This window comes from Hymenobacter volaticus, assembly GCF_022921055.1.
Classification (GTDB): domain Bacteria; phylum Bacteroidota; class Bacteroidia; order Cytophagales; family Hymenobacteraceae; genus Hymenobacter; species Hymenobacter volaticus.
This window is the reverse complement of record NZ_CP095061.1, coordinates 1,620,902-1,643,205: the sequence shown is the minus strand read 5'-3', so window position 1 is coordinate 1,643,205 and position 22,304 is coordinate 1,620,902. Positions and strand designations below refer to the sequence as shown.

13 protein-coding genes, 1 tRNA gene and 1 pseudogene are annotated in these 22,304 nt (G+C 51.1%); 13 read left to right on the top strand and 2 right to left on the bottom strand.

Going from position 1 to position 22,304, the window contains the following annotated elements:
• Positions 1 to 470: 470 nt before the first annotated feature.
• The 5 genes from MUN86_RS07100 to MUN86_RS07085 all read left to right on the top strand — a co-directional run bounded on the left by MUN86_RS07100 (position 471) and on the right by MUN86_RS07085 (position 12,023).
• The gene (locus MUN86_RS07100) at positions 471 to 2,372 is read left to right on the top strand and encodes a non-ribosomal peptide synthetase (RefSeq protein WP_245123441.1); all 1,902 of its coding nucleotides are present in this window, start codon (positions 471 to 473) and stop codon (positions 2,370 to 2,372) included.
• Positions 2,273 to 6,376, top strand: a complete 4,104-nt coding sequence (locus MUN86_RS07095; RefSeq protein ID WP_280640612.1) for an aminotransferase class III-fold pyridoxal phosphate-dependent enzyme — start codon at positions 2,273 to 2,275, stop codon at positions 6,374 to 6,376. Before MUN86_RS07100 ends, MUN86_RS07095 begins: the two co-directional genes overlap by 100 nt.
• 29 nt (positions 6,377 to 6,405) lie before the next feature.
• Positions 6,406 to 7,059, top strand: a complete 654-nt coding sequence (locus tag MUN86_RS31130; protein WP_280640611.1) for a PLP-dependent aminotransferase family protein — start codon at positions 6,406 to 6,408, stop codon at positions 7,057 to 7,059.
• 87 nt (positions 7,060 to 7,146) lie between these two features.
• Positions 7,147 to 11,217 carry a non-ribosomal peptide synthetase gene (locus MUN86_RS07090; protein WP_245123438.1) on the top strand — a complete coding sequence of 1,357 codons (4,071 nt, stop codon included), beginning with the start codon at positions 7,147 to 7,149 and terminating at the stop codon, positions 11,215 to 11,217.
• A 17-nt stretch (positions 11,218 to 11,234) separates the two neighbouring features.
• The gene (locus MUN86_RS07085) at positions 11,235 to 12,023 is read left to right on the top strand and encodes a 4'-phosphopantetheinyl transferase family protein (protein ID WP_245123435.1); all 789 of its coding nucleotides are present in this window, start codon (positions 11,235 to 11,237) and stop codon (positions 12,021 to 12,023) included.
• 239 nt (positions 12,024 to 12,262) lie between these two features.
• Here the strand turns inward: MUN86_RS07085 and MUN86_RS07080 are convergent.
• Positions 12,263 to 12,336: transfer RNA gene (locus tag MUN86_RS07080), tRNA-Ile, on the bottom strand.
• A 145-nt stretch (positions 12,337 to 12,481) separates the two neighbouring features.
• On the opposite strand from MUN86_RS07080, the gene MUN86_RS07075 reads away from it, so the two are divergent.
• From MUN86_RS07075 to MUN86_RS07065, 4 genes are all read left to right on the top strand, one after another.
• Positions 12,482 to 13,159, top strand: coding sequence for an HAD family hydrolase (locus tag MUN86_RS07075; protein ID WP_245123432.1), 678 nt, complete (start codon positions 12,482 to 12,484; stop codon positions 13,157 to 13,159).
• Entirely contained in the window at positions 13,116 to 14,015 is a 900-nt protein-coding gene (locus MUN86_RS31660) for a site-2 protease family protein (RefSeq protein ID WP_311181800.1), read from the top strand. Before MUN86_RS07075 ends, MUN86_RS31660 begins: the two co-directional genes overlap by 44 nt.
• A gap of 74 nt (positions 14,016 to 14,089) precedes the next feature.
• Positions 14,090 to 14,341: a hypothetical protein gene (locus MUN86_RS31655; RefSeq protein WP_311181798.1), complete on the top strand. Its 252-nt coding sequence runs from the start codon at positions 14,090 to 14,092 to the stop codon at positions 14,339 to 14,341.
• A gap of 82 nt (positions 14,342 to 14,423) precedes the next feature.
• Entirely contained in the window at positions 14,424 to 15,062 is a 639-nt protein-coding gene (locus tag MUN86_RS07065) for a hypothetical protein (protein ID WP_245123429.1), read from the top strand.
• 89 nt (positions 15,063 to 15,151) lie between these two features.
• On the opposite strand, the gene MUN86_RS07060 is transcribed toward MUN86_RS07065, so the two are convergent.
• Complete coding sequence (locus tag MUN86_RS07060) at positions 15,152 to 16,342, bottom strand: phosphoglycerate kinase (protein ID WP_245123427.1); 1,191 nt, start codon at positions 16,340 to 16,342, stop codon at positions 15,152 to 15,154.
• Positions 16,343 to 16,545: 203 nt separating this feature from the next.
• Between MUN86_RS07060 and MUN86_RS32680 the strand changes: the two are divergent.
• The 4 genes and pseudogenes from MUN86_RS32680 to MUN86_RS07045 all read left to right on the top strand — a co-directional run.
• Positions 16,546 to 16,972, top strand: a pseudogene (locus MUN86_RS32680) (D-alanine--D-alanine ligase family protein); the annotation flags it as partial.
• A 32-nt stretch (positions 16,973 to 17,004) separates the two neighbouring features.
• Positions 17,005 to 19,287: a D-alanine--D-alanine ligase family protein gene (locus MUN86_RS07055; RefSeq protein ID WP_441319119.1), complete on the top strand. Its 2,283-nt coding sequence runs from the start codon at positions 17,005 to 17,007 to the stop codon at positions 19,285 to 19,287.
• 110 nt (positions 19,288 to 19,397) lie between these two features.
• Positions 19,398 to 20,174 (top strand): PASTA domain-containing protein, encoded by a 777-nt coding sequence (locus MUN86_RS07050; protein WP_245123422.1) that lies wholly within the window; start codon positions 19,398 to 19,400, stop codon positions 20,172 to 20,174.
• Positions 20,175 to 20,370: 196 nt separating this feature from the next.
• Positions 20,371 to 22,272, top strand: a complete 1,902-nt coding sequence (locus tag MUN86_RS07045; RefSeq protein ID WP_245123420.1) for a T9SS type A sorting domain-containing protein — start codon at positions 20,371 to 20,373, stop codon at positions 22,270 to 22,272.
• The last annotated feature ends 32 nt before the right edge of the window (positions 22,273 to 22,304 follow it).

Sequence of the window (22,304 nt, the reverse complement as noted above, 5' to 3'; positions counted from 1 at the left end):
TGAGTTATAGATGAAGTACAAATGAAGTTGTTTTAATTCTATTTTAATCTTACTCTTCGTTTCGAGGCCGTGTTAGATGTCTAGCACCAAAATCCTCATACGGACGAGTTTGGCCATGTTCTTCTTGATCCAACGAGCTTTTATGCATGTCAAACAGAAAATAAGGCCAAGCTTATTTCTAAAAATAATTAAAAACATCATTTCTTCATTTTCATAAATATTTCAATAATCACAATTTTTACTCACGGTGGAATTAAAATACACAAATCAGCTCTCTTAATGCTTATTGCACGTTTTTCATCGATTTATTCAACCTTATTATCATTATCTGAATCATTTTAAATATAATTGCATCGTTATTTCTCTTTACTAAATTTTATTCTATTCCTGTGATCCCCGAGCATAGGCAACCTGCGCTTGATAATCTAGCCAACGCTAGCAGTGTTACTGGAGTCTCAGCGCTCATTCAAATGTTTGAACAGGCAGTTACACTCCATCATGATGCGGTGGCAGTTGAGCACCGAGCCGCTCACATTACCTACTCCCAGCTAAACGAGCAAGCCAATGCTCTTGCACAAGCTATCCTGCGGCAGGCTCCAGATAGCCCCATCATAGGCTTAAGTACATCTCGACGTATCGAGATGATAGTTGGGCTACTTGCCATCCTGAAGGCTGGCAAAGCTTACCTGCCACTCGACCCCTCCTATCCAGCAGCGCGCTTACAACGAATTATTGCTAGCTCAGGCATCACCGCTTGCGTAGCATCCGCGCACGATCAAGCAACATTCGAGAGCCTGTCTCTGCAGACTATTCTCTCCGATAAAGACTACAGCTACCCAATACAAGCAGTAGCTGCATGGAATCAGGTGGCCTACGTCCTGTATACTTCCGGATCGACCGGTGAGCCGAAAGGCGTGTGCATGGGCCACAACCCACTGTTGAATTTGCTGCAATGGCAGAGCCGAAACTCGTGCGCCACCCGCGAAACGCGGACCCTGCAATTTGCTACGCTGACCTTTGACGTTTCCTTTCAGGAAATCTTTGCCACCTTCAGTACTGGCGGCACCTTGGTTCTCATCGACGATGACCTCCGCATTGATTTTGCCGGTCTGTTAGCTTTCATCGAGCAGCAGAAAATCAATCGGGTGTTTCTGCCCTTTGTGGCGTTGCAGTACCTGGCCGAAGCTGCTGTGAACGAGCAGTGTTTTCCTGCTTGCTTGCAAGAGGTTATGACGGCTGGAGAACAGCTTAAAATCACGCCTCAAGTCAGGAGCTTATTTTCGGCTCTCCCAGGTTGCACGCTCTACAACCAATATGGCCCAACGGAGTGCCACGTAGTAACGCAGCTGAAACTAAAAGGCGATGCCGCTGGCTGGCCGGACTTGCCCACCATCGGGCAACCTATCGACAACACCTTCATTATCGTCGTTGACAGCGCACTAAATTCTGTTGCGCTCGGTACCAGTGGAGAGTTGTGCATTGGTGGTGCCTGTCTGGCCGAAGGATACCTAAATCAGCCAGCTTTAACGGCCAGTAAGTTTATCGACTGGACCTCGCCAGCGGGAGAGAACATGCGTTTGTATCGCACCGGCGACGTTGGCTACCTCACCCCAGATGGCACTATCGAATTTCAGGGCCGCCAAGACGACCAGGTGAAGATCCGCGGCCACCGCATCGAGCTTGGCGAAGTGGAGGTGATGATGAACACCATCAGCAACATCAAGCAAGCGGTAGTGGTAGCCCGCACCTACGACGATGGCGAAAAGAAGCTGCTAGCGTACCTGGTTTCCCAAAATCACCACCAAGACACGGTTGCTGTCAGGAAGGCCGTGGAAACCAGCTTGCCCGACTACATGATGCCATCGGCGTTTGTGTGGATGGAAGAGTTGCCGCAAACGACCAGTGGAAAAGTTGATAAGAAGGCGCTGCCCGTTCCGGAGCTGCAACGTCCTGATGTGTCGGCCTTATACCGAAAGCCTACTTCCGAACTAGAAAAGAAACTGACTGGTCTTTGGGCTGAACTGCTTCATCTGGATAGAGTTGGGGCCGATGATAACTTTTTCGAGCTCGGTGGCAACTCTTTGTTGGCGCAGAAAACAGTGGCGGTACTAAAGCTAAAGCATCAGCTTTCTTTGTCCATAACGAAGCTCTACCACTACCCTACCGCGGCCGGATTGGCTACGTTTTTAGGCCAGCAACCAGCAGTAAAAGTTAAGCCTGCCCAAATACAAGACCAGCAGAGCCAAGCGGGGCGGACATTGCCATCATTGGTATGGCGGGCCGCTTTCCAGGTGCTGACACCATCGCTGAGCTTTGGCAACTGCTTAAAGAAGGCCGGGAAACCACTCGCTTCTTCACCGCCGACGAACTAGATGCCAGCATACCCGCGCAACTAAAAAACGACCCACTCTACGTCAAGGCCCGCGGCGTTATTAACCAAGCCGATCAGTTTGACGCCAGCTTCTTCAACCTGAATCCGAAACTAGCGGAACTGATGGATCCGCAGCAGCGAGTCTTTCTGGAAATTGCCTGGGAAGCATTGGAGCAGGCCGGCTATCTGCCACAGTATTACAAAGAAAGCATCGGCGTATTTGCCGGCAGCGGCAACAACACTTACTACCAACATAATGTGCAGGCCAACCGGGATTTGGTAGACCAAGTGGGTGGATTTCAAGTGATGACGGCCAACGAAAAGGATTACATAGCTTCTCGCACAGCTTATCAGCTAAACTTGAAAGGTCCGGCGGTAAGCGTGTATTCGGCTTGTTCTACCTCGCTGCTGGCAATAGCCCAAGCTGTCCAAAGTTTGCGTAGTGGCCAATGCACAGTAGCCTTAGCAGGGGGCGCCAGCGTTACGTCGCCGATGTTCAGCGGCCACCTCTACGAGGAAGGGGCGATGCTCAGTCCCGACGGGCACTGCCGCCCGTTTGATGTTGCGGCCCAAGGCACAGTGTTTAGCGATGGAGCCGGCGTGGTGCTCCTCAAACGGTTGGCAGCTGCTCGCCAAGATGGGGATACCGTTTATGCGGTAATCAAAGGCGTAGGCATCAACAACGATGGCAGTAACAAGGGTAGCTTCACGGCACCGAGCGCCGAAGGGCAGGCAGCAGCTATAACCATGGCTCTGGAAGATGCCCGCGTCGAGCCCTCCACCATCAGTTATGTGGAAGCCCATGGCACGGGTACCCCCATCGGCGACCCAATTGAGATAGAAGGCTTGACTCTAGCCTTCGGCGAACAAGCACTTAAGCAGCACTGCGCATTAGGCTCCATCAAGAGTAATATGGGGCATCTTACCACAGCAGCTGGCGTTGCGGGTCTCATTAAGGCGACTCTCGCACTGCACTACAAGCAGTTGCCACCTTCGCTAGGCTTTGAAGCCCCAAACCCCCATATCGATTTTTCCAATAGCCCCTTCTTTGTAAATAACCAGCTCAGAGAGTGGCAAGCGACCCCAAGTGCACGCCGGGCGGGCGTCAGCTCGTTCGGCGTTGGGGGTACCAATGTCCATGTGGTGCTGGAAGAATTTGAGAATGAGTTTCCTGTGTCAACTGAGGGCCGCAAGGCGCAGTTGCTCACTTGGTCGGCAAAGTCAACGGCCAGCCGGGAGGCCTACGCCCAGCGATTGGCCACTGAGTTGCAGTCATCTTCCCATTTGGAACTGGCCGATATAGCGTACACGCTGCAAAAAACGCGCGCCTCATTCGCGCACCGCCGTTTTGTGGTAGCTGCTACTCCCGCCGAGCTAGCTCAGGCGCTTGATACTGAGTCACCTTCACTAGCTGGAGCCCACAGTCTGCAAGCAGTGCCGGGCGAAGTGGTGTTCCTGTTTCCCGGCCAAGGGGCGCAGTATCTGAATATGGGCCGCGCTTTGTACGAAAAGGAAAGTGTTTATCAGCAGGCCGTGGATACTTGCGCTGAATTGCTGCTCCCACAACTCGAGGTTGACATCCGCCGTGTCCTATACCCCGACAGTGTTACTTCTGCCACCGAGGACACGCTAAAAAACACCCGCTACGCCCAACCGGCCCTGTTTGTCACCGAGTATGCTTTAGCTCAACTCTGGTTGAACTGGGGCATCGAGCCATCCATTTTCTGCGGTCATAGCGTCGGCGAATTTGTGGGGGCTTGTTTAGCGGGCGTTTTCACCCTCGCCGAGGCGCTAACCCTCATTGCTGTGCGCGGCCGCTTAGTAAGCGCCCTTCCTCGTGGCAGCATGCTCTCGGTGCGCTTGGAAGTGGAAAAACTAGAAGCGCTTCTACCAGCAGCCCTGTCAATAGCGGCAATCAACAGCAGCAAGTATTGTGTGGTAGCCGGCGAGGATAGTGCTATTGCCGCATTTACCTTGCTGCTGGACGACAACAAAGTTCCGAATCGGATTCTGCCCACCAGCCACGCCTTCCATTCTGCCATGATGGAGCCGGTTGTGGGCGAGTTCCAGCGCGAGGTAGAGAAAGCAGCCTTGCGCCGGCCCCAGAAACCTATTGTCTCCACGGTTACGGGCACCTGGCTGACCGACGCCCAGGCAACCGACCCGCAGTACTGGGCTCAGCACCTACGGTTACCCGTCCGTTTTGCCGATGCCCTCGAGACCCTTTTTCAACAAGACACACCGCTACTCTTGGAAGTGGGCCCTGGCAGTGTTACGTCTACGCTGGCCCGCCAGCAACGCAATTCTCGGCCAATTACGGTGCTCTCTAGCTTAGGCACACCCCACGGCACACACTCCGAGCAACACATGATGCTAGAAGCGCTAGGGCAGTTATGGCTGCACGGCGTAGAGCCTACATGGGACGCTTTTTATGCAACTCAAAACAGGCGCAAAATCAACTTACCTACCTATTCCTTCAACCGCAAGCCCTGCTGGTTAGCGCCCCCCACAACTAAAGCTACTGCGGATTCTCGGCCAGTGCCTACGCTCGCTCAGGTTGACCCTACAACACACCTCGCATCAAGAAATATGAGAAGAGACACCCTATTTATTAAAATTAAAACCTTGGTTGAAAACGCGTCCGGCCTTGAAATGGACGGTGTAACGCCTTCCATGAGCCTGTTGGAAATAGGCCTCGACTCCTTATTGCTGACGCAGTTATCTATTACCTTAAAAAAAGAATTCAACGTTCCGATTACCTTCCGGCAGCTAAATCAGGAATACGCAACGCTAGAGGCACTCGTCACTTATCTGGACAGCAAGCTCCCTCCGGAAGCGTACCAACCTGCGGCCCTCCCACAACCCGTCAGCGTGCCCGTGGCGCCTGCTCTTCCGCCGGCAGTGCCTGTACCAGTTGCAATAGCTGCTCCCAATCCGACCAGTGACACGATGCTAGGGCTAGTAGCCCAACAGCTGCAATTACTGTCGCAGCAGGTTATGCTGCTGCAAACTAGTAACCAGGCGGCACCCTACACGGCGGCTCCTGCTGTACTGCCTATACCAAGCCAACCCGTGAAAGAGGCGCAGACAGCAACCAGTCACGCCTTGAGTGCAGAGGAAGAAGCAGAGTTGAAAAAACCATTCGGGGCTACTGCCCGCATTGAGCGGCAAGCAACCGAACTGAGTGAGCTACAGCAGGAATTTTTATGGCAGCTCACATCTCGCTACAACCAAAAAACGCGTGGCAGCAAAGCGTACTCACAGCAGCACCGCGCCCACATGGCTGATCCGCGCGTGGTTTCGGGGTTCAAGCCGCTCACCAAGGAAGTGGTGTATCCTATTGTGGTCAATAAGTCGAAAGGCAGCTACCTCTGGGACATTGATGGCAACCAGTACATAGATGCCCTGAACGGCTTTGGCTCCTCCATGCTTGGGCACCAACCCTCGTTGATTACTAAAGCATTGCATCAGCAGATTGAGGATGGCTATGAGGTAGGTCCTCAGCACGAGTTAGCTGGCGAAGTCAGCAAGTTGCTGTGCGAATTCACTTGCTTTGACCGGACCGCCTTGTGCAGCACGGGTTCCGAAGCCGTGCTCGGTACCATGCGCATTGCTCGCACCGTAACCGGGCGCTCTTTGATTGTGGCCTTCACCGGCTCCTACCACGGTATAGTAGATGAAGTGTTGGTTCGCGGTACAAAAAAATTGATGTCGTTTCCGGCTGCCCCTGGCATCATGCCGGAAGCCGTGAAAAACATGCTCATTCTCGAATACGGCACCGACGAAAGTCTCCGCATCATTAAGGAGAGGGCACACGAGTTGGCAGCCGTACTAGTAGAACCAGTCCAGAGCCGCCGGCCGGAGTTCGTACCTATCGAGTTTTTGAAGCAGGTACGAGAAATAACTGCGGCTTCTGGTACCGCGCTGATTTTCGACGAAGTAATTACAGGCTTCCGGATGCATCCGGGGGCGCACAAGCCCTATTCGGCATCAAAGCGGACCTAGCATCGTATGGCAAGGTAGTGGGGGGCGGCTTGCCCATTGGCGTTATTGCTGGCCATAAAGCTTTCATGGATGCGCTTGACGGCGGCTTTTGGCAGTACGAAGACGCCTCCTACCCCGAGGTAGGCGTCACTTACTTCGCCGGCACCTTTGTGCGGCACCCCTTGGCCCTTGCAGCAGCTAAGGCATCTCTACTGTACATGAAGGCGCAAGGCCCTGCTTTGCAACAAAGCCTCACGGCCAAAACAGACTACTTAGCCAACTCGCTAAATACTGAATTAACCCGGCAGCAGCTACCTTTTTTTGTTGCGCATTTCGGTTCTCTCTGGAAAATTAAATTCAAGGAAGATATTCCGTATAGCGAATTATTATTCACTATGATGCGGGAAAAGGGAATACATATATGGGATGGATTTCCTTGCTTCATGACCGAAGCCCATACCACCGAAGATATAAATCAAATTATTACTATTTGTCTCGATAGTATTAATGAAATGGTGCAAGCCGGTTTCTTTCCTTCCAGCTTATACAGCTCGAAAACACTATCCAAGCAGCAAAATCTGATTTCGCCAAATACTCCTCCCATTCCAGGCGCGAAATTAGGTAGAGATAATAAAGGAAATCCTGCTTGGTATATTTCCAATCCTGAGCTTCCAGGTAAATATTTAAAAATAGATTTAAATTAAAATTCATTATAACACAGAATAATAATTTGCTTTTTTCATTTAAAAGCAAATTATTATTCTACAACGCCTGCTTTCTGCAATAAGTAATTGAGTGCCTTATTTATTAACCGCAACAAACAAATGTCACCTGAAACTCAAATAGCCGAATACGTATCTGATAGCACATCATTTGCGGTTGAGTTTGATCCATTTGCCGGACCAGAAATTTCCCGAGTTGCACTAACTACTGCTCCCCAATTAGAAATATGGCTGGCTTGCCTGCTCGGAGGCCAAGATGCTAGTCGGGCGTATAACGAGTCGCTTTCCCTACGCTTCACTGGTTCACTTGACAGCCGGGTATTACAACAAGCCTTGCAGGAAGTAGCAGATCGGCATGAAGCGCTCCGCTCCGTCTTCAGTGCCGATGGCAAATACATCTGCGTATTCACGAGTGTTGAAGTTCCTTTTTCCTATCAAGACCTTTCCAGTCTTCCCCTCGACAGAAGGGAATTGTTGACTACAAAAGCCATTGCAAATGATGCCCAGCACGTATTTGATTTAGTGCAAGGCCCGTTGTTAAAGGCAATACTGCTGAAACTAGCCGACGATCAATATCATTTTATTGTAACCGCTCACCACATCATTTGCGATGGTTGGTCGCTAGGCATTTTACTGCAAGACGTTAGTAGCCTGTACTCTTCTTATTCCCAGGGCTTATCGTCTGCTTTACCCGCGCCTCCTCGCTTCAGCGATTACGCTGATGAACAGATACTATTCCAGGCGAGCACAGAATACAAGCAAACGGAGGCCTTTTGGGTGAACCAGTACAAGGATTCTGTACCGGTTGTGGAGATGCCAACAGATTTTCCGCGACCTCTCTATCGCACGTACGCCAGTGCCCGCCTAGATTTTTCCCTCCCTAACGAGCTAGTCGCTAGAGTAAAAAAAACGGGGTTACAGGCTGGATGCAGTTTTGTAACAACCCTCCTGGCAAGTTTTGAAGTGCTGCTTCATCGTTTAACTGGGCAGCAGAGTATCGTGGTCGGGATACCCACTGCCGGCCAACCGACTAGCGGGAGCCAACACTTGATTGGCCATTGCGTGAATTTACTTCCCCTGCGTAGTGAACATACCGCATCTGAAAGTTTCAACACTTATCTACAGCAACGCAAAACCTATCTCTTCGACGCCTACGAGCACCAAGGGTTGACGTTTGGCAGCCTCCTGAAGTCAATTAATATAACTAGAGATGCTAGCAGGATTCCGTTGGTTCCTGTTGTGTTCAACGTTGACATGGGGTTGGCCAATGGTGTCAATTTTCACGGCGTTACCTATCAATTAAAAAGCAACCCTAGAGTTTTCGAGACATTCGACTTATTTCTCAATGCTACCGGCACGGAAGAGGCATTAGTACTAGAGTGGTCTTATAACACAGCTTTATTTAAGGCAGAAAGCATCCGCTACATGATGGCCACCTTCGAGCAATTACTCGAAGAGGTCACGACTAATCCAAATTCAACATTAGTTTCTTCAAATAATAATATAACGAATGTATTAAGCGCATATAATGCCCTTAACAACACCGCAGTTGACTATTCGTCAATTAAATATTTACCTAATTTAATTCAGGAAGTAGCCTATAATTATCCGACTGCTATTGCTGTCAAATTTAAAAACAATACACTTTCGTATTATCAACTAAACACAAAAGCTAATCAGTTAGCCCGCTATCTTCTGGCGCAAGGTTTATCTACTGGTGATGTCGTTGGCATTGCACTAGACCGGTCTCAAGAACTACTTGTAACACTACTGGCTGTATTGAAATGCGGGGCTACTTACTTACCACTAGACCCTACTTATCCCGCAGATAGGTTAGAATTCATGCTACTGGATTCTAAGTCCTCTTTTTTATTGAAATCCAAGTCAATTAGCTTCAACTTCTATGATGTTGCTATTATTGACATCGAGGATGCTCTATCTCAAGCGGAAAATTATTTCACTGACGCAGTAGAAGTTGAAATAAGTGGCGATGCTGTTGTTTACATACTTTACACCTCTGGTTCCACTGGCTTACCCAAAGGGGTACAGATCAAGCATAGCGGATTAATTAATCTGCTGCGTAGTGTTCAGCAGGAAATTGGTATTTCAAGCACGGATAGGTTATTAGCTATCACTACCATTTCGTTTGATATGGCTGTGCTCGAGCTTTTCTTACCCTTAGTAAGCGGAGCTATGGTTGTCGTAGCTGACAGCAAGGCGACTAAAGACGGAAATGCGCTACAGCACCTCATCGAAGCGGAGGGAATTACGGCCATGCAGGCCACTCCTGCTACTTGGCGAATGATGCTCGATGCTGGATGGACAGAGTTGTACCCTCTGAAAGCAATCAGCGGAGGCGAAGCACTACCCGAAGATCTTGCGCAACGTCTGCTTGCAAGATGTGCCTCGCTATGGAATATGTACGGCCCGACAGAAACAACTATTTACTCGTCTTTCAAAAAAATCACGCACGCAAAGGAATTAATTACAATAGGTAGACCAGTTGCCAATACTCAATTCTACATTTTAGATGATCATTTCAACTTAGTAGAACCGAATACAATTGGCGAATTATATATTGCCGGGAATGGGCTGGCTAAAGGCTACCTCAACAGGTCAGAACTAAACAAAGAAAAGTTTATTGATAATCCTTTCTCATTAATTGATGGAGAAAAGATGTATCGCACTGGCGACTTGGCGAAATTGACAGATACCGGCGAAGTTCAATATTTAGGCCGTGCTGACCAACAAATAAAGATTAGGGGATATCGAATTGAACCTGGCGAAATTGAGCACCAACTTTCCAGCCTCCATGAAATACAAGAAGCCGTAGTTATTGCGAAGCCAGATAGTTATGGCATGATTCGACTGGCAGCTTACGTTGTTGTTCGCGATTTTAATTACGTCACTGACTTTAGTACCCGCATAACAACTTGGAAGAATAGCTTAGGCAATAAGCTGCCAGCATTTATGATTCCTAGCGAAATTATTGTCGTTAATTCAATCCCCAAAACACTTAATGGTAAAATTGACAAAGCGGCTTTACTGTCCTATGTCAAAGCAGACGAAATAAAAGCAGATGAGCGGCATGATGGGCCACGCACTGATACAGAAAAGTTGGTAGTTGATATTTGGAAACAATATCTACAAATACCAACTATCGGCATCTTCGATGATTTTTTCAAACTAGGCGGACACTCTATGATTGCCGTGCAGGTAATAGCGCAGTTAGAAAAGGTAACTGGCAAAAAACTACCATTAGCAACTCTATTTGAAAGCTCCACTGTGGAGAAACTTGCGGCCGTGCTGCACATGGACAGCAAGTTTATCACCTGGGATTCTCTTGTTCCCATCAAACCGCAAGGCAGCAAGACGCCTCTCTACATTGTGCACGGAGCTGGTCTCAATGTTCTAATTTTCAATGCACTATCCAAGAGCCTGGACCCCGATCAGCCGATTTATGCACTACAAGCTAAGGGTTTGAATGGGATTGATGAGCCGCACGAAACCATAGAAGACATGGCTGCGCACTACATCTCCACTATCGAAAAAGCAAATCCTAATGGACCTTATGCATTAGCTGGCTACTCGTTCGGAGGCATTATTGCTTTTGAAATGGCGAAGCAGTTGAAAGCGGCAGGCAAGGCAGTGCCCTTCCTTGCCATGTTCGACACTTACGCTAACCAGCCAGATCATTTTATACCGTTCCTTACTAGAAGCATTAAGCGGTTCTTATTCTTCCTGAAACGAATATTGTTTTTCTTCGTCTTGTTAAGAAAAAGTCCTAAGGCTACTATTCATTATAAATTAGAAGCTATTCAAAGAGATTTTCAAAAATTAAAATACAGTAAAGAACAATATTACGAAGAAGTCTATGGCCATTCTTATAAGATGGCATTAATGCACAAGCGTGCTGCTCACAAGTATAAGTTAACCCCACAAAATATAAAGATCGAGCTCTTTAGAGCAAAAGAAAGAACCTATTATGTAGATGATTTCGAATATATGGGCTGGAAGCCATTTGTTTTAGATGAAATCTCTATCCATGAAGTACCTGGCGACCATAATTATATGTTTGCCCCACCGCATGACGAGGAAACGGGCCGCATATTACAGGCAGCATTAAATAAGATAATTTAACATTTCCTGTCTAGTCAATGGCCTCATCGTCAATACAATGTTGTACCATCGACAACATTAAATGGCATCCCTTTGCACCTGGGCATGCTATAAAAGATTCCATAGCAATATTATTTATTAACACCAAATCACATAAATCTTTAATAAATAATTATCAAAATATATTATCTAAAGAAGAGATAAATAAATCTTATTCTTACCAACTCGCATTCAAAAAAGAGCATTACCTAGTAAGTAGGTGTCTGATAAAAATATTATTAGGCGTTTATCTCGATAGAAGCTACAATACTATACAGCTATTACCTGGCAATACTGGCAAGCCAAAGGTAAGTAACCAGTCAACTTTACATTACTCTGTTTCATACTCTGCTGATTACATGCTACTGGCCATTGCAACCGATGAGGTTGGCGTGGATATAGAATGTATAAGGCATGATTTTCACTTTCAAGAGATTGTCGATTTTAGCTTCCATTCATGCGAGCAAGACTTTATCAGGCAACATGCCGATCCATCTCGTTCCTTCTTCACACTCTGGACTCGCAAGGAAGCGTTAGTAAAAGCTACATCGAAAGGCATCGACGACGATTTCAATACTATTCCATCGTTGGATGGTTTCCACTTAATAGATCAGGCAAATCTTCATACCTCCATCGACTGGACAACCAGCAGCTTCACTATTGGCACCGACTGTATCGGTGCTATTTCTTGCCCTTCTGGATTTACTAGCAAAGACATTTCCTTTTACACTGTCGACATTATTCCTTCAGTGCTAAATAATTCTAGTAGCCAGCCTTCACACAAGTAATGCCATATGAACTAGCTGCTCTTCTAACACGGCATCAACAACTGAATTTATGAGCCTGAGCACATAGGCTCATAAATTCAGTTGTATTAAGCATATTACTTCTGAAGCTTTCGCTTCACATAAAGTTTCAGCTCAACAGTCAAGAGCCTATTATTTTATGAATGGCCAAGTTACCACATTCTATAACTTGCTAACAATAAACAAATTAGCCCCTCACGATACCGTAAGGGGCTAATTTGTGGGCCCAACTGGAATCGAACCAGTGACCTGCTGATTATGAGTCAGCTGCTCTAACCGATTGAGCTATAGGCCCGGCACGAAAAGCACTAGAAGCAGTGGGTTTCGGCTGCGCAAACTTCGGGGTTTACAATGAAGTTTGCAATTGCGATAGCAATATTTGAGGCATAAAACGCCTTCTTTCCTTCTACAAGCTGTTTCTTCTTTCGTTACTGTCCGCTATGTCAACCAAAAAGTTGCCTAATCTACTCTTCGATTTCGGGGGAGTTATCATCAACATCGACTATCAACGCACGTTAGACGCCATGCGTCGCCTGCACCCACACGGTGATACTATTGCCTTCACGCAAGCGGCACAAGGCGAAATATTCGACCTTATGGAGACGGGCCGCTTGACTCCGCACGAGTTTAGGGAGGGTTTGCGCACGCATTACAACATACAAGCCACCGACGAGGAATTAGATGCTGCTTGGAATGCCATGCTGCTGGATGTGCCTGCTGAGCGGCTAGCGCTAATTGCGGACTTGCGCGCCCAAGGCCACGAAACAGCACTGCTCTCTAACACCAATCAGATTCATATTGCCACTCTCAACGAAGGTTTACGAAAACAGTATGGGTTCGAGCACGGTATTGCCGATGCTTTAGATCGGGTGTTTTACTCGCAGGAAGTGGGCTTGCGCAAACCCGGAGAGGAAATCTTTCAGCACGCCCTGCGCGAGATGAACTGGAAGGCCGAGGAAACTCTTTTCATTGAAGACAGTTTTCAACATATCGAAACGGCCCGCCGCCTGGGGTTGCGCACGTTGTTTCTGCCCCCGCCTCATACCATCCTCGACGCTCTGCCTGCCGCCATCCGTGCCTTCCCCCGAGAATACGCCCCTGCCTCTTCCCTTTCCTGATGCTCCGGCTTCTGCTTTCACTTCTGTAGAAGAAGCGCAAGCGGCCTTTGTGCGCTACGAGCGGCCAAGCCCGCCTCGTTGGCGCACGGCGCTGTTGCACCTGCTCCTGTTCGTGGTTACGCTCGTCACGACTACGCTGGCGGGTCTGGAACTCACACGGGGCGGCATCAACTTTCTGCCGATAGAAATATTTCTGTTGCCCGTCAAGCAGATGTGGCCAGAGCTTCGCCGTGGCTTGTGGTTTTCGCTGCCATTTCTGGGCGTGCTTACGGTGCACGAGTTTGGGCACTACTTCACGGCGCGCTACAACCAGATTCGGGTGACGCTGCCTTACTACATTCCGTTCATACTCGGCATCGGTACCTTTGGGGCGGTTATTCGAATAAAGGACCGGATTTTTTCGCGGCGGGAGTTTTTTGACGTTGGGCTGGCGGGGCCGCTAGCCGGCTTTCTGGTGGCGGTGCCTGTTCTAATCTACGGCTTCACGCACCTGCCGTCGCTGGAGTATCTATTTGAAATTCACCCCGAGTACCGCGCTTACGGTGCCGACTACGCCCGGTACGTGTACCGAGGCAGCCAAGGCTTCACGCTAGCAAAACCGTTGCTGTACCAAGGACTAGAATACCTGTTTGCTGATCCAGCACTGATTCCTCACCCGAATGAGCTGATGCATTATCCGGTGTTGTTAGCAGGAGTGCTGGCGTTGTTTTTCACGGCTCTCAACCTGCTGCCCATTGGCCAACTCGACGGGGGCATATTCTGTATGGCCTGCTTGGTTTTCAGCGCTTTAATCGGTTGTCGGGGGTGCTGTTTATTGCCTTCATCTTTTACGCCGGGTTGGGTTTGTTTACGCTAAGAACATCTTCTGAGACCTGGCTTTATTGGGGGCTACCTTATCTAGCGTATCTTTTTCTGGTATTCCGAAAGGCTTTGCCCACGCCCCGCCGGGCCTTACTACTTAGCTTGGGGGTATGGGCCGCGCAACTAGCTGTTACGGTAGCTTTTCCAGGAGCTATGGGCAACCCAGGATGGTTGATATTTGGATTGATGTTGGGTCGTCTAACGGGTATTTACCATCCTCCGGCTCCGGACGAGTCTCCACTTAGCACGGGCCGTAAGGTGTTGGGCTGGCTGATGGTGGTTATTTTTGTGCTATGCTTCACTCCTAGCCCATTCCGGTGAGTGGGGCTTCGTGTGTAACCACTATACGATAATGGCACAAACACATTCGGCACGCAGCTCTCTTCGTTTTTAAAATATCCTGATGCTTATAGAACAGCGCCGGCTGCTAGCCGGTACCACGCAGCTTGCCTTGCGCCCGAATGGGCTCTATGTCTGCCAGCGCAACCGCGACGGGCGTCCTGTAGTGGAATTTGAAATGCCTTATGAGGAAGTACTGCCCGTCCGCATAACTCGCCGACGGACCACCCCGCAGCTTACATGGCTGCCATTGGCAGTTCTGTGGCTTTCCGTCAACTTGCTTCAACGTCTTATTCCCACCACTAGCTCCCTTTCGGAAGCTTCTTGGGTGGGGCTTTTCGCGCTAGGTGGGTTGCTGGTAGCAGGAGGAATCTATGCTCAACGCAATTGGTGGCAGCATGTCACCCTCGGAACAGCCCGCGCCAACATCACCCTGGCTGACCGCCCTTCCGAGCGCGCCTCCGTCGACAAGTTTGCGAGCGTATTAGAGCAGCGCACGAAAGCGTATCTGCGAGAAGAGTATGCCAACGTAAATCCGCTGGGTATTATCGAGACACAATTGCACCGCCTGCGTTGGCTACGCACCCTCGATGTGCTAAGCGAAAAAGAAGCCCGCATACTAGCCACTCGCCTCACCGGCCGCCTCGATATGCCGCCCTTGCGCAGCATGGGCCAAGTACTGGAACCACCCTACGTCAATTAAATAGCTGATTGTTAAAAGCAGAGGCGACTGTTTGGCTTGCGCATACTACGCAAGCTAAACAGTCGCCTCTGCTTTTATAATGGATTGGTTTAGCGCCCTTCCAGAGCGGCCACGCCGGGCAGTTCTTTGCCTTCCATGTATTCGAGCAAGGCCCCACCGCCGGTGGAGATGTAGGAAACTTTGTCGGAGAAGCCGAGCTGGTTGACAGCCGCCGCGGAGTCGCCGCCGCCGATGAGGCTGAAGGCGCCTGCTTCGGTAGCTTCGGCAATAGCTTGGGCCACTGTTGAGGTACCGGCCGCGAAGTTGCTCATTTCAAACACGCCCATTGGTCCGTTCCAGAGGATGGTTTTCGACTGCCGCACGATGTCGGCAAAAGCTTTTTGCGACTCGGGACCGAGGTCTAAGCCGAGCCAGCCGTCGGGAATGCTTTGGTTGCTGGCTTCGGCGGTATTGGCGTCGTTGGCAAACTTGTCGGCAATGATGCTGTCGGTCGGCAACACCAAGTTTACGCCTTTGTCTTTGGCTTGCTGAATTAAACTCAAAGCCAAATCCATTTTGTCGGCTTCGAGCAATGAACTGCCGATGCTGCCGCCCTGCGCCTTGGCAAACGTGTAGGCCATTCCGCCGCCAATCAGCAGATTGTCCACCTTATCGAGCAGCTTTTCAATGAGTTGAATCTTGTCGGAAATCTTGGCGCCGCCCATGATAGCGGTGAACGGCCGCTCGGCGTGTTCGAGTACCTTCTGGGCGTTGTCTAGCTCCGACTGGAGCAGGTAGCCTGCTATCCGGTCTTCGGGTGCGAATTTCGAGCCCATAACGGCCGTGGAAGCATGTTTGCGGTGAGCCGCTCCGAAAGCGTCGTTCACGTATACCTCGCCGAGTTTGGCTAGCTGCGTGGCAAAGTTTTCGTCGCCTTTCTCTTCTTCCGGGTAGAAACGCACGTTTTCGACGAGCAACACCTGGCCCGGCTGTAAAGCGTTGGCTTTTTCTTCGGCCTTCAGCGCATCATCTGCAAACTGTACTTCCTTGCCGTACTCTTGGCTTAGGCGCGCTACGATGTGCTGGAGCGAGTATTTGTTTTCGGGGCCGCCTTTGGGCCGACCTAGGTGCGAAAGCAGGACCACCGAGCCTCCATCAGCCAAAATCTTCTGAATAGTGGGCGTAGCAGCCCGGATGCGGGTATCGTCGGTGATGTTGAACTCCTTGTCAAGCGGCACGTTGAAGTCCACGCGTACCACGGCGCGCTTGCCGCTGAAGTTGTACTGATCGAGGGTTTTCATATGATAATGGGGATGATGAATGAGCCTTGTACGGCACGAATGTAGCAAGTAGCGCGAATCAGCGGTTAGTACTCCGCGTGTGATTGATTCTTTTGCGGGCGCAAAATGTCTCCTTGTTATTACTAGTATAGGGCTTTCGCGGCCAAGGCACGGCTCGGCAGAGTAGCACTCCGTTCTAGTTTCCCCTTACCTTTGCGTTATCTATGAAAATTGGCATCTTCTTCGGCGGACCGTCGCGCGAGCGGGAAATTTCCTTCGCGGGCGGCCGCACCGTATACGATAACCTCGACAAGTCTTTGTTCGAGGCTGTTCCTGTGTTTGTAGACAGCCGGGGCAATTTTATTCTGCTCGACTGGCACTACATCTATAAAGGCACCATCCGCGACTTTTATCCGCCGGTTTCAGCCCTGCCGGCTTCTACCTTGCCGGTGCAGGTATATCTGGAAAGCTTAGGCGAGCTGACCCAAGACGAGCAAGACCGCATTATTGGGGAAGTGGGCCGGCTTGTGTTGTCCCATGAGTTGCGCGAGCTAATGGACTTTGCCTTCCTGGCCCTGCACGGACCAAGTGGTGAGGACGGTGCCATTCAGGGCTTGCTCGAATGGTATGGTATTCCGTACTCGGGTTCCGGTATTTTGCCTTCGGCGTTCGGCATCAACAAAGTGGCCCAAAAGAAGCTGCTCAAAGCCCTCGACCGACCCACGCCCAATTTCCGCGTCGTGACGGTAGAAGAGTGGGATGCTGCCGATCCGGCCGCTACGCTCGATTACTTGGTGCGCGAGCTAGGCTTGCCACTGGTTTTCAAAGCGCCGCGCCAGGGCTCTAGCATTGGCGTCAGCATCTTGCGTGAAGCCGATGCCACCAAGTTTGCCGCGGCGGTGGAGCGCAGCTTGTTCCGCAAAACCGTCATCCGCGCTGAGTGGCAAAACCTGACCGAGCGGGATAAACTCCAGTGGGTGCAGCAGCTCGTGGATATCCGTGAGGGTATTGGCCTGCCCGTGCTAGTAGAAGTGACGGGGGTTAAAGCCGCAACTTTTGAAAACGAGGCACCTCAACCCGAAGCCATTATATATCATCCCGAAGCGCTGCTGAGCGCCTTGGATAAGCACTTTAAAACCGCCGAAGCGGTGCGCCTGACCAACCTAGATGGTGAGGCACAGGTGCTGGTTGAGAGTTTCGTAAACGGCCGCGAATTCTCGTGCATCGTGGTAGAGGATGCCGATGGTAAGCCGTTGGCCTTGCCACCAACCGAGATTGTGAAGGGCGAGGAAATGTTTGATTACCGCTCGAAGTACCTTCCGGGTCTAGCGCGCAAAATCACTCCCATCGACTTACCAGAAACAGAAATCCAGCGCATCCGCGAGGCGTGCGAGGAAATGTTTGAAACGTTCGGCTTCCAGGTATACGCTCGTTTAGACGGGTTTATCCAGGCCGACGGCACGCTTTTCCTGAATGACCCGAATACTACGTCGGGTATGTTGCCGGCTTCATTCTTCTTCCATCAGGCGGCAGAAATCGGACTGAATCCATCACAGTTTCTCACGTTCCTGATTCGCACTTCGTTGGCGGCGCGGCGGCGCGGCGGCATGCAACCTGTGCGGCTGGCTAGCCTGCTAAGCCAATTGGATGCAGCCGTGGCTTCGCGGCAGCAGCAGGAATGCACGCGCACCAAAGTGGCCGTTATTATGGGCGGTTACTCGTCGGAGCGACACATTTCGGTGGAGAGCGGGCGCAACATCTACGAGAAGTTGAGCTCGTCGGTGAAGTATGAGCCGGTACCGGTGTTCCTAACGGGCAACAGCCAGGAGTTCCGTCTCTACGTGCTGCCCATCAACGTGATGCTCAAGGATAACGCGGACGATATTCGGGAAAAGATAGAACTGGCGGAAGCTGGTCACGCCACGCACCCAATCTTGACTCGTATCCGTCATGAAGCCGAGGCCATTACCAGCACCTACGCCGGGCAACCCGTGGAGCAGCCGCGCCGCATCACTTTCCCGGAATTAGCTGATACCGTAAGCGAAGTATTTATTGCTTTGCACGGCCGGCCCGGCGAAGACGGAGCGTTGCAGCGTGAGCTAGAACAGTACGGCTTGCCGTACAACGGTTCGGGCGCCGAAAGCAGCAGCATCACCATCAACAAATTCGAAACCAACCGCCAGCTGCGCGAAGCAGGCTTGCGCGTAGCCGAACACCGCATGGCCAGCCGCCTCGAGTGGACAGCCGATCCGGAAGCTTTCTACCAGAGCCTGGAAGAGCAGTTCTCTTATCCCTTCATCGCCAAGCCCGCCGACGATGGTTGTTCTTCGGCTGTGAAGAAAATCAAGAACCGGGCAGAACTTGCAGCTTTCAGTCGCCTCATCTTCCGCGACCAAGAAGACCTTATGCCCGCCGATGCCAGCGTGCTACAACTCGGTTTCAAAGAAGAATTCCCGCAGAAGGAAGCTTTCTTGGTGGAAACCTTGATAGCGCGCGACGGAGCGGCGCACTTCCTTGAAGTAACCGGCGGCCTGCTCACCCATTGGAGTGAAAACGGCGAACTAGAAATCGAGGTATTCGAGGCTTCCGAAGCGTTGGCTACCGGTGAAGTTTTGAGTTTGGAAGAGAAATTCTTGGCTGGTGAAGGCCAGAACATTACTCCGGCCCGCTACGCACCCGACCCGGTGGAGCGCCAACGCATTTCCGAAGAAGTGAAAGCCGAACTGCGCCGGGTGGCGGAGGTGCTCAATATTCAGGGCTATGCGCGCATTGATGCCTTCGTACGGGTGCGGCAAAATGGTGCAGTGGAAGTACTTATCATTGAGGTGAATTCGTTACCGGGAATGACGCCAGCCACCTGCATTTTCCACCAAACCGCGCTGGCCGGGTACACGCCCTACCAGTTTATCGACCAAATTTTAGAGTTTGGAAAACAGAGAAGTGAGAAGCTAGAACTAAAAAGTTAATCCAGTCCCCTCCTTATTCAAGCAAGGGAACTAGGTTCAGCCTTTAGCTTCAGCGTCTCTCGGTTTATATTCTTGCTCCTACTTTCTAGTTTCAAGCTCCTTCTTTTACGATGTCCTTTCTCAAATCTGACACCCCGCTCGACCTTGTCAAACACTTAGTGGTGATGGGCCTGGCCACAGCAGCGTTGGTGTTCGGCTTTTTCTTCGTGTATCTGCCCCTCACCACCAATCACGGTGAAACGATTGTGGTGCCCAAAATCACGGGCATGAACCAAGCCGCCCTCGACGACTACCTCGGCGACCGGAGCCTCCGCTATTTCGTCGACGATTCCAGCTACAACCCGCGCGTTCCGCCTTTTCAGGTTCTTCAGCAAGACCCTTTGCCGGGCGAACGGGTAAAGGAAGACCGCAAAATCTACATCACGGTGGCCATGAAAAACCCGCCGGTGATAAAGATGCCGAAACTCACGGAAGGCTCGGAGAAGAACGCGCAGATGATTTTGAGCAGCTACGGCCTGACAGTGGGTAAGCTGATCAAGGTGCCCGATGTGCGAACCAATCAAGTACTTCGGCAGCTGGTGAATGGTAAAGAAATTGCCCCCGGAGCACCCATCACCAAAGGTTCTCGCATCGACTTAGAAGTAGCCGACGGCTTGGGCAACCAGGAGTTCCCGGTTCCAAACCTCATCAATATGCCAGCCGACGAAGCCACTACTCTGTTGGTAGGCCAAGGCTTGCAACTCGGCGAAACCTTCTATCAGGAGCCGCAGGAAGGCGAAACCGAAGGCACAGTAGTGAAGCAGCGCCCCGTTGCCGCACCCGGCGCTACTATTCGCATGGGCCAGCTAGTTGACATTTGGGTAGCCGGCCAAGCACCAGTTAAGTAAAGAACTACGTAGAAGCGCCAGGAGTGGAAAATCTGCTCCTGGCGCTTTTGCGTTGTTATGGTTCAATCTATTGAGACCCCAAATTGGTTTTGAGGCAGATGGTGAACAGATGCAGTCAAGCGGCCACCCGCTCAACTGTCGAAATATTCTGCCCCTTCGCTACGTTCAAGATCAACACGTCAATTATCGCAGCCTAATGAGCTTGAAACCTTTACGCTATTCGCTTATCTCCCTGCTAAGCTTGATGTCGTTGGTGGGGCACGCGCAGGATATAGCTCCCCTTACTACCGGTCCGGTTCGTACCTCGCAGCCCACTCAGGCAACGGCTCTGCGCGGACAAGCGTTAAGCTTACCTTTTTTCGATGATTTTACGTCACCGCAGGAAGGAGTACCAAAGGTACAGAACTGGCTGCCCCAGGGCGGTGTGCTCGTAAACAACCGGATGGCTTTCGAGCCACCTACACGCGGCGTAGCCACCTTTGACGGCTTGCGCAGCAACGGCGCGGCTTACGGTGTTGGGGGAACTAGCACGCTTGATTCGCTCATTTCGCAGCCGATCAACCTGAGTGGTCGCACGGCGGCCGATAAGCTATATCTTGGCTTCTTCTGGCAAGCCGGCAACATCCGGAGCGGCCCTAGCTTTAGTAGCAGCAGCCGGCCCGTATTTTTGCAGCTTGAATTCAAGGACAATACGGGTAGCTGGCGGCAGGTGTGGGTTGAGCGCAGCACCGGCGAACGTACTGCTTTTCGCCAGAAGTTTATTGCTATTACGCAGCCGCAATATTTGCACGGCGACTTTCAATTTCGTTTCCGGGCAAGTGGCAACGTGGCGACCAACGAAGACAACTGGAGCGTCGACTACGTACGATTGGCTCCCCTTGGTCCTACCCCACCCCGCACCGTGGTCGACACGCTCTACCAAGACGTAGCCATCAGCAAACCGCTATCCAGCTTGCTGGCCCGCGGTTCGGCTATGCCCATCTGGCAGTTCAACGCCGCCAGCAACCCCGCCAGCCAGCTTAACCCAGCTACGTTCACGACCGTCAACAACCTCGATAAGAGCGGTTTTCCTACTCCTCTCTTGGCTACTGGCACCTTGCAAGTGCTACCAGCTGGGCCCGTTGTCACCTTTCCCACTAGCGCCCCTAGTACCCTGCTGAGCAATCAGCAACAGGTTCGCGTAGAAGGCAATCTTTCGGCGCTAACCCTGCCCAACACAGCCGAAGCAAAGTCTATTCGACACCGTATTACCTTGGTCAGCAACGAGATAAACCCGCTCACGCTGCCCAACGATACCATTTCCCGCGTAACCGAGCTTAGCGACTACTACGCCTACGACGACGGCACCGCCGAGGCCCGGCTAAGCATCCCACCCTTCGACCAGCCGGGCAACCGGTTTTATGCATTGCGGTTTGAAGTGAACCGTCCAGACCAAGTGCGGAGTATTCGCATTAGGCCGGTTTATCCGCAAGCCGCCGGGCGCCAAATCACGGTAAACATCTGGGATGTCGACCCTGACCCCACCTTCAACGGACAACCAGCGGCTACTGCTAAGGCTAGCCAGAGCGTGGTTATTCCGGCCTCCTTACCAGCTGGTCAAACTTTCTTAGAGGTGGTGTTTGCTACGCCGGTGCCCGTAAGCGGCCGGTTTTATGCGGGTTACGGTCATGGGCCAACAGGGCTATTGGTAGCCAATGCTATTCCTTTCGGGCTTGACTTAAATTCGCCCATTCCGGCAGATGCTTTTTGGCAATTCACGCCGGGATGGACGCAGCCTACCGGCATTGCTTATCCGCCCGGAGCGCTGATGCTACGGCCCGTACTCACCAACAATGTGCTAGCCGTGGCACCGGCTTCGGTGGCTGCTACTTACAGCATATTCCCCAACCCGAACACAGATGGGCAAGTGCAAGTGCAAGGCCTCTATGTCCAGGCGGTAGTGCTAGATGCTTTGGGACGCGCTGTTTGGCAGCAACCCGCCACCGAGCGGGGTCGTCCTACCTTAGATTTAAACGCCCTACCAGCTGGCGTATATTTAGTACAACTCACACTGGCTGATAAGCTTACGGTTACCAAGCGTTTGGTACTAACAAAATAGCATTGGAGGAAAATGAGAAGTTGGATAGCACA

Coding starts and splice junctions, on each gene's coding strand:
- MUN86_RS07100 (WP_245123441.1), top strand. CDS start 471: ATGTTTGAACAGGCAGTTACACTCCATCATGATGCGGTGGCAGTTGAG.
- MUN86_RS07095 (WP_280640612.1), top strand. CDS start 2,273: ATGGCGGGCCGCTTTCCAGGTGCTGACACCATCGCTGAGCTTTGGCAA.
- MUN86_RS07085 (WP_245123435.1), top strand. CDS start 11,235: ATGGCCTCATCGTCAATACAATGTTGTACCATCGACAACATTAAATGG.
- MUN86_RS07075 (WP_245123432.1), top strand. CDS start 12,482: ATGTCAACCAAAAAGTTGCCTAATCTACTCTTCGATTTCGGGGGAGTT.
- MUN86_RS07065 (WP_245123429.1), top strand. CDS start 14,424: ATGCTTATAGAACAGCGCCGGCTGCTAGCCGGTACCACGCAGCTTGCC.
- MUN86_RS07060 (WP_245123427.1), bottom strand. CDS start 16,342: ATGAAAACCCTCGATCAGTACAACTTCAGCGGCAAGCGCGCCGTGGTA.
- MUN86_RS07050 (WP_245123422.1), top strand. CDS start 19,398: ATGTCCTTTCTCAAATCTGACACCCCGCTCGACCTTGTCAAACACTTA.
- MUN86_RS07045 (WP_245123420.1), top strand. CDS start 20,371: ATGAGCTTGAAACCTTTACGCTATTCGCTTATCTCCCTGCTAAGCTTG.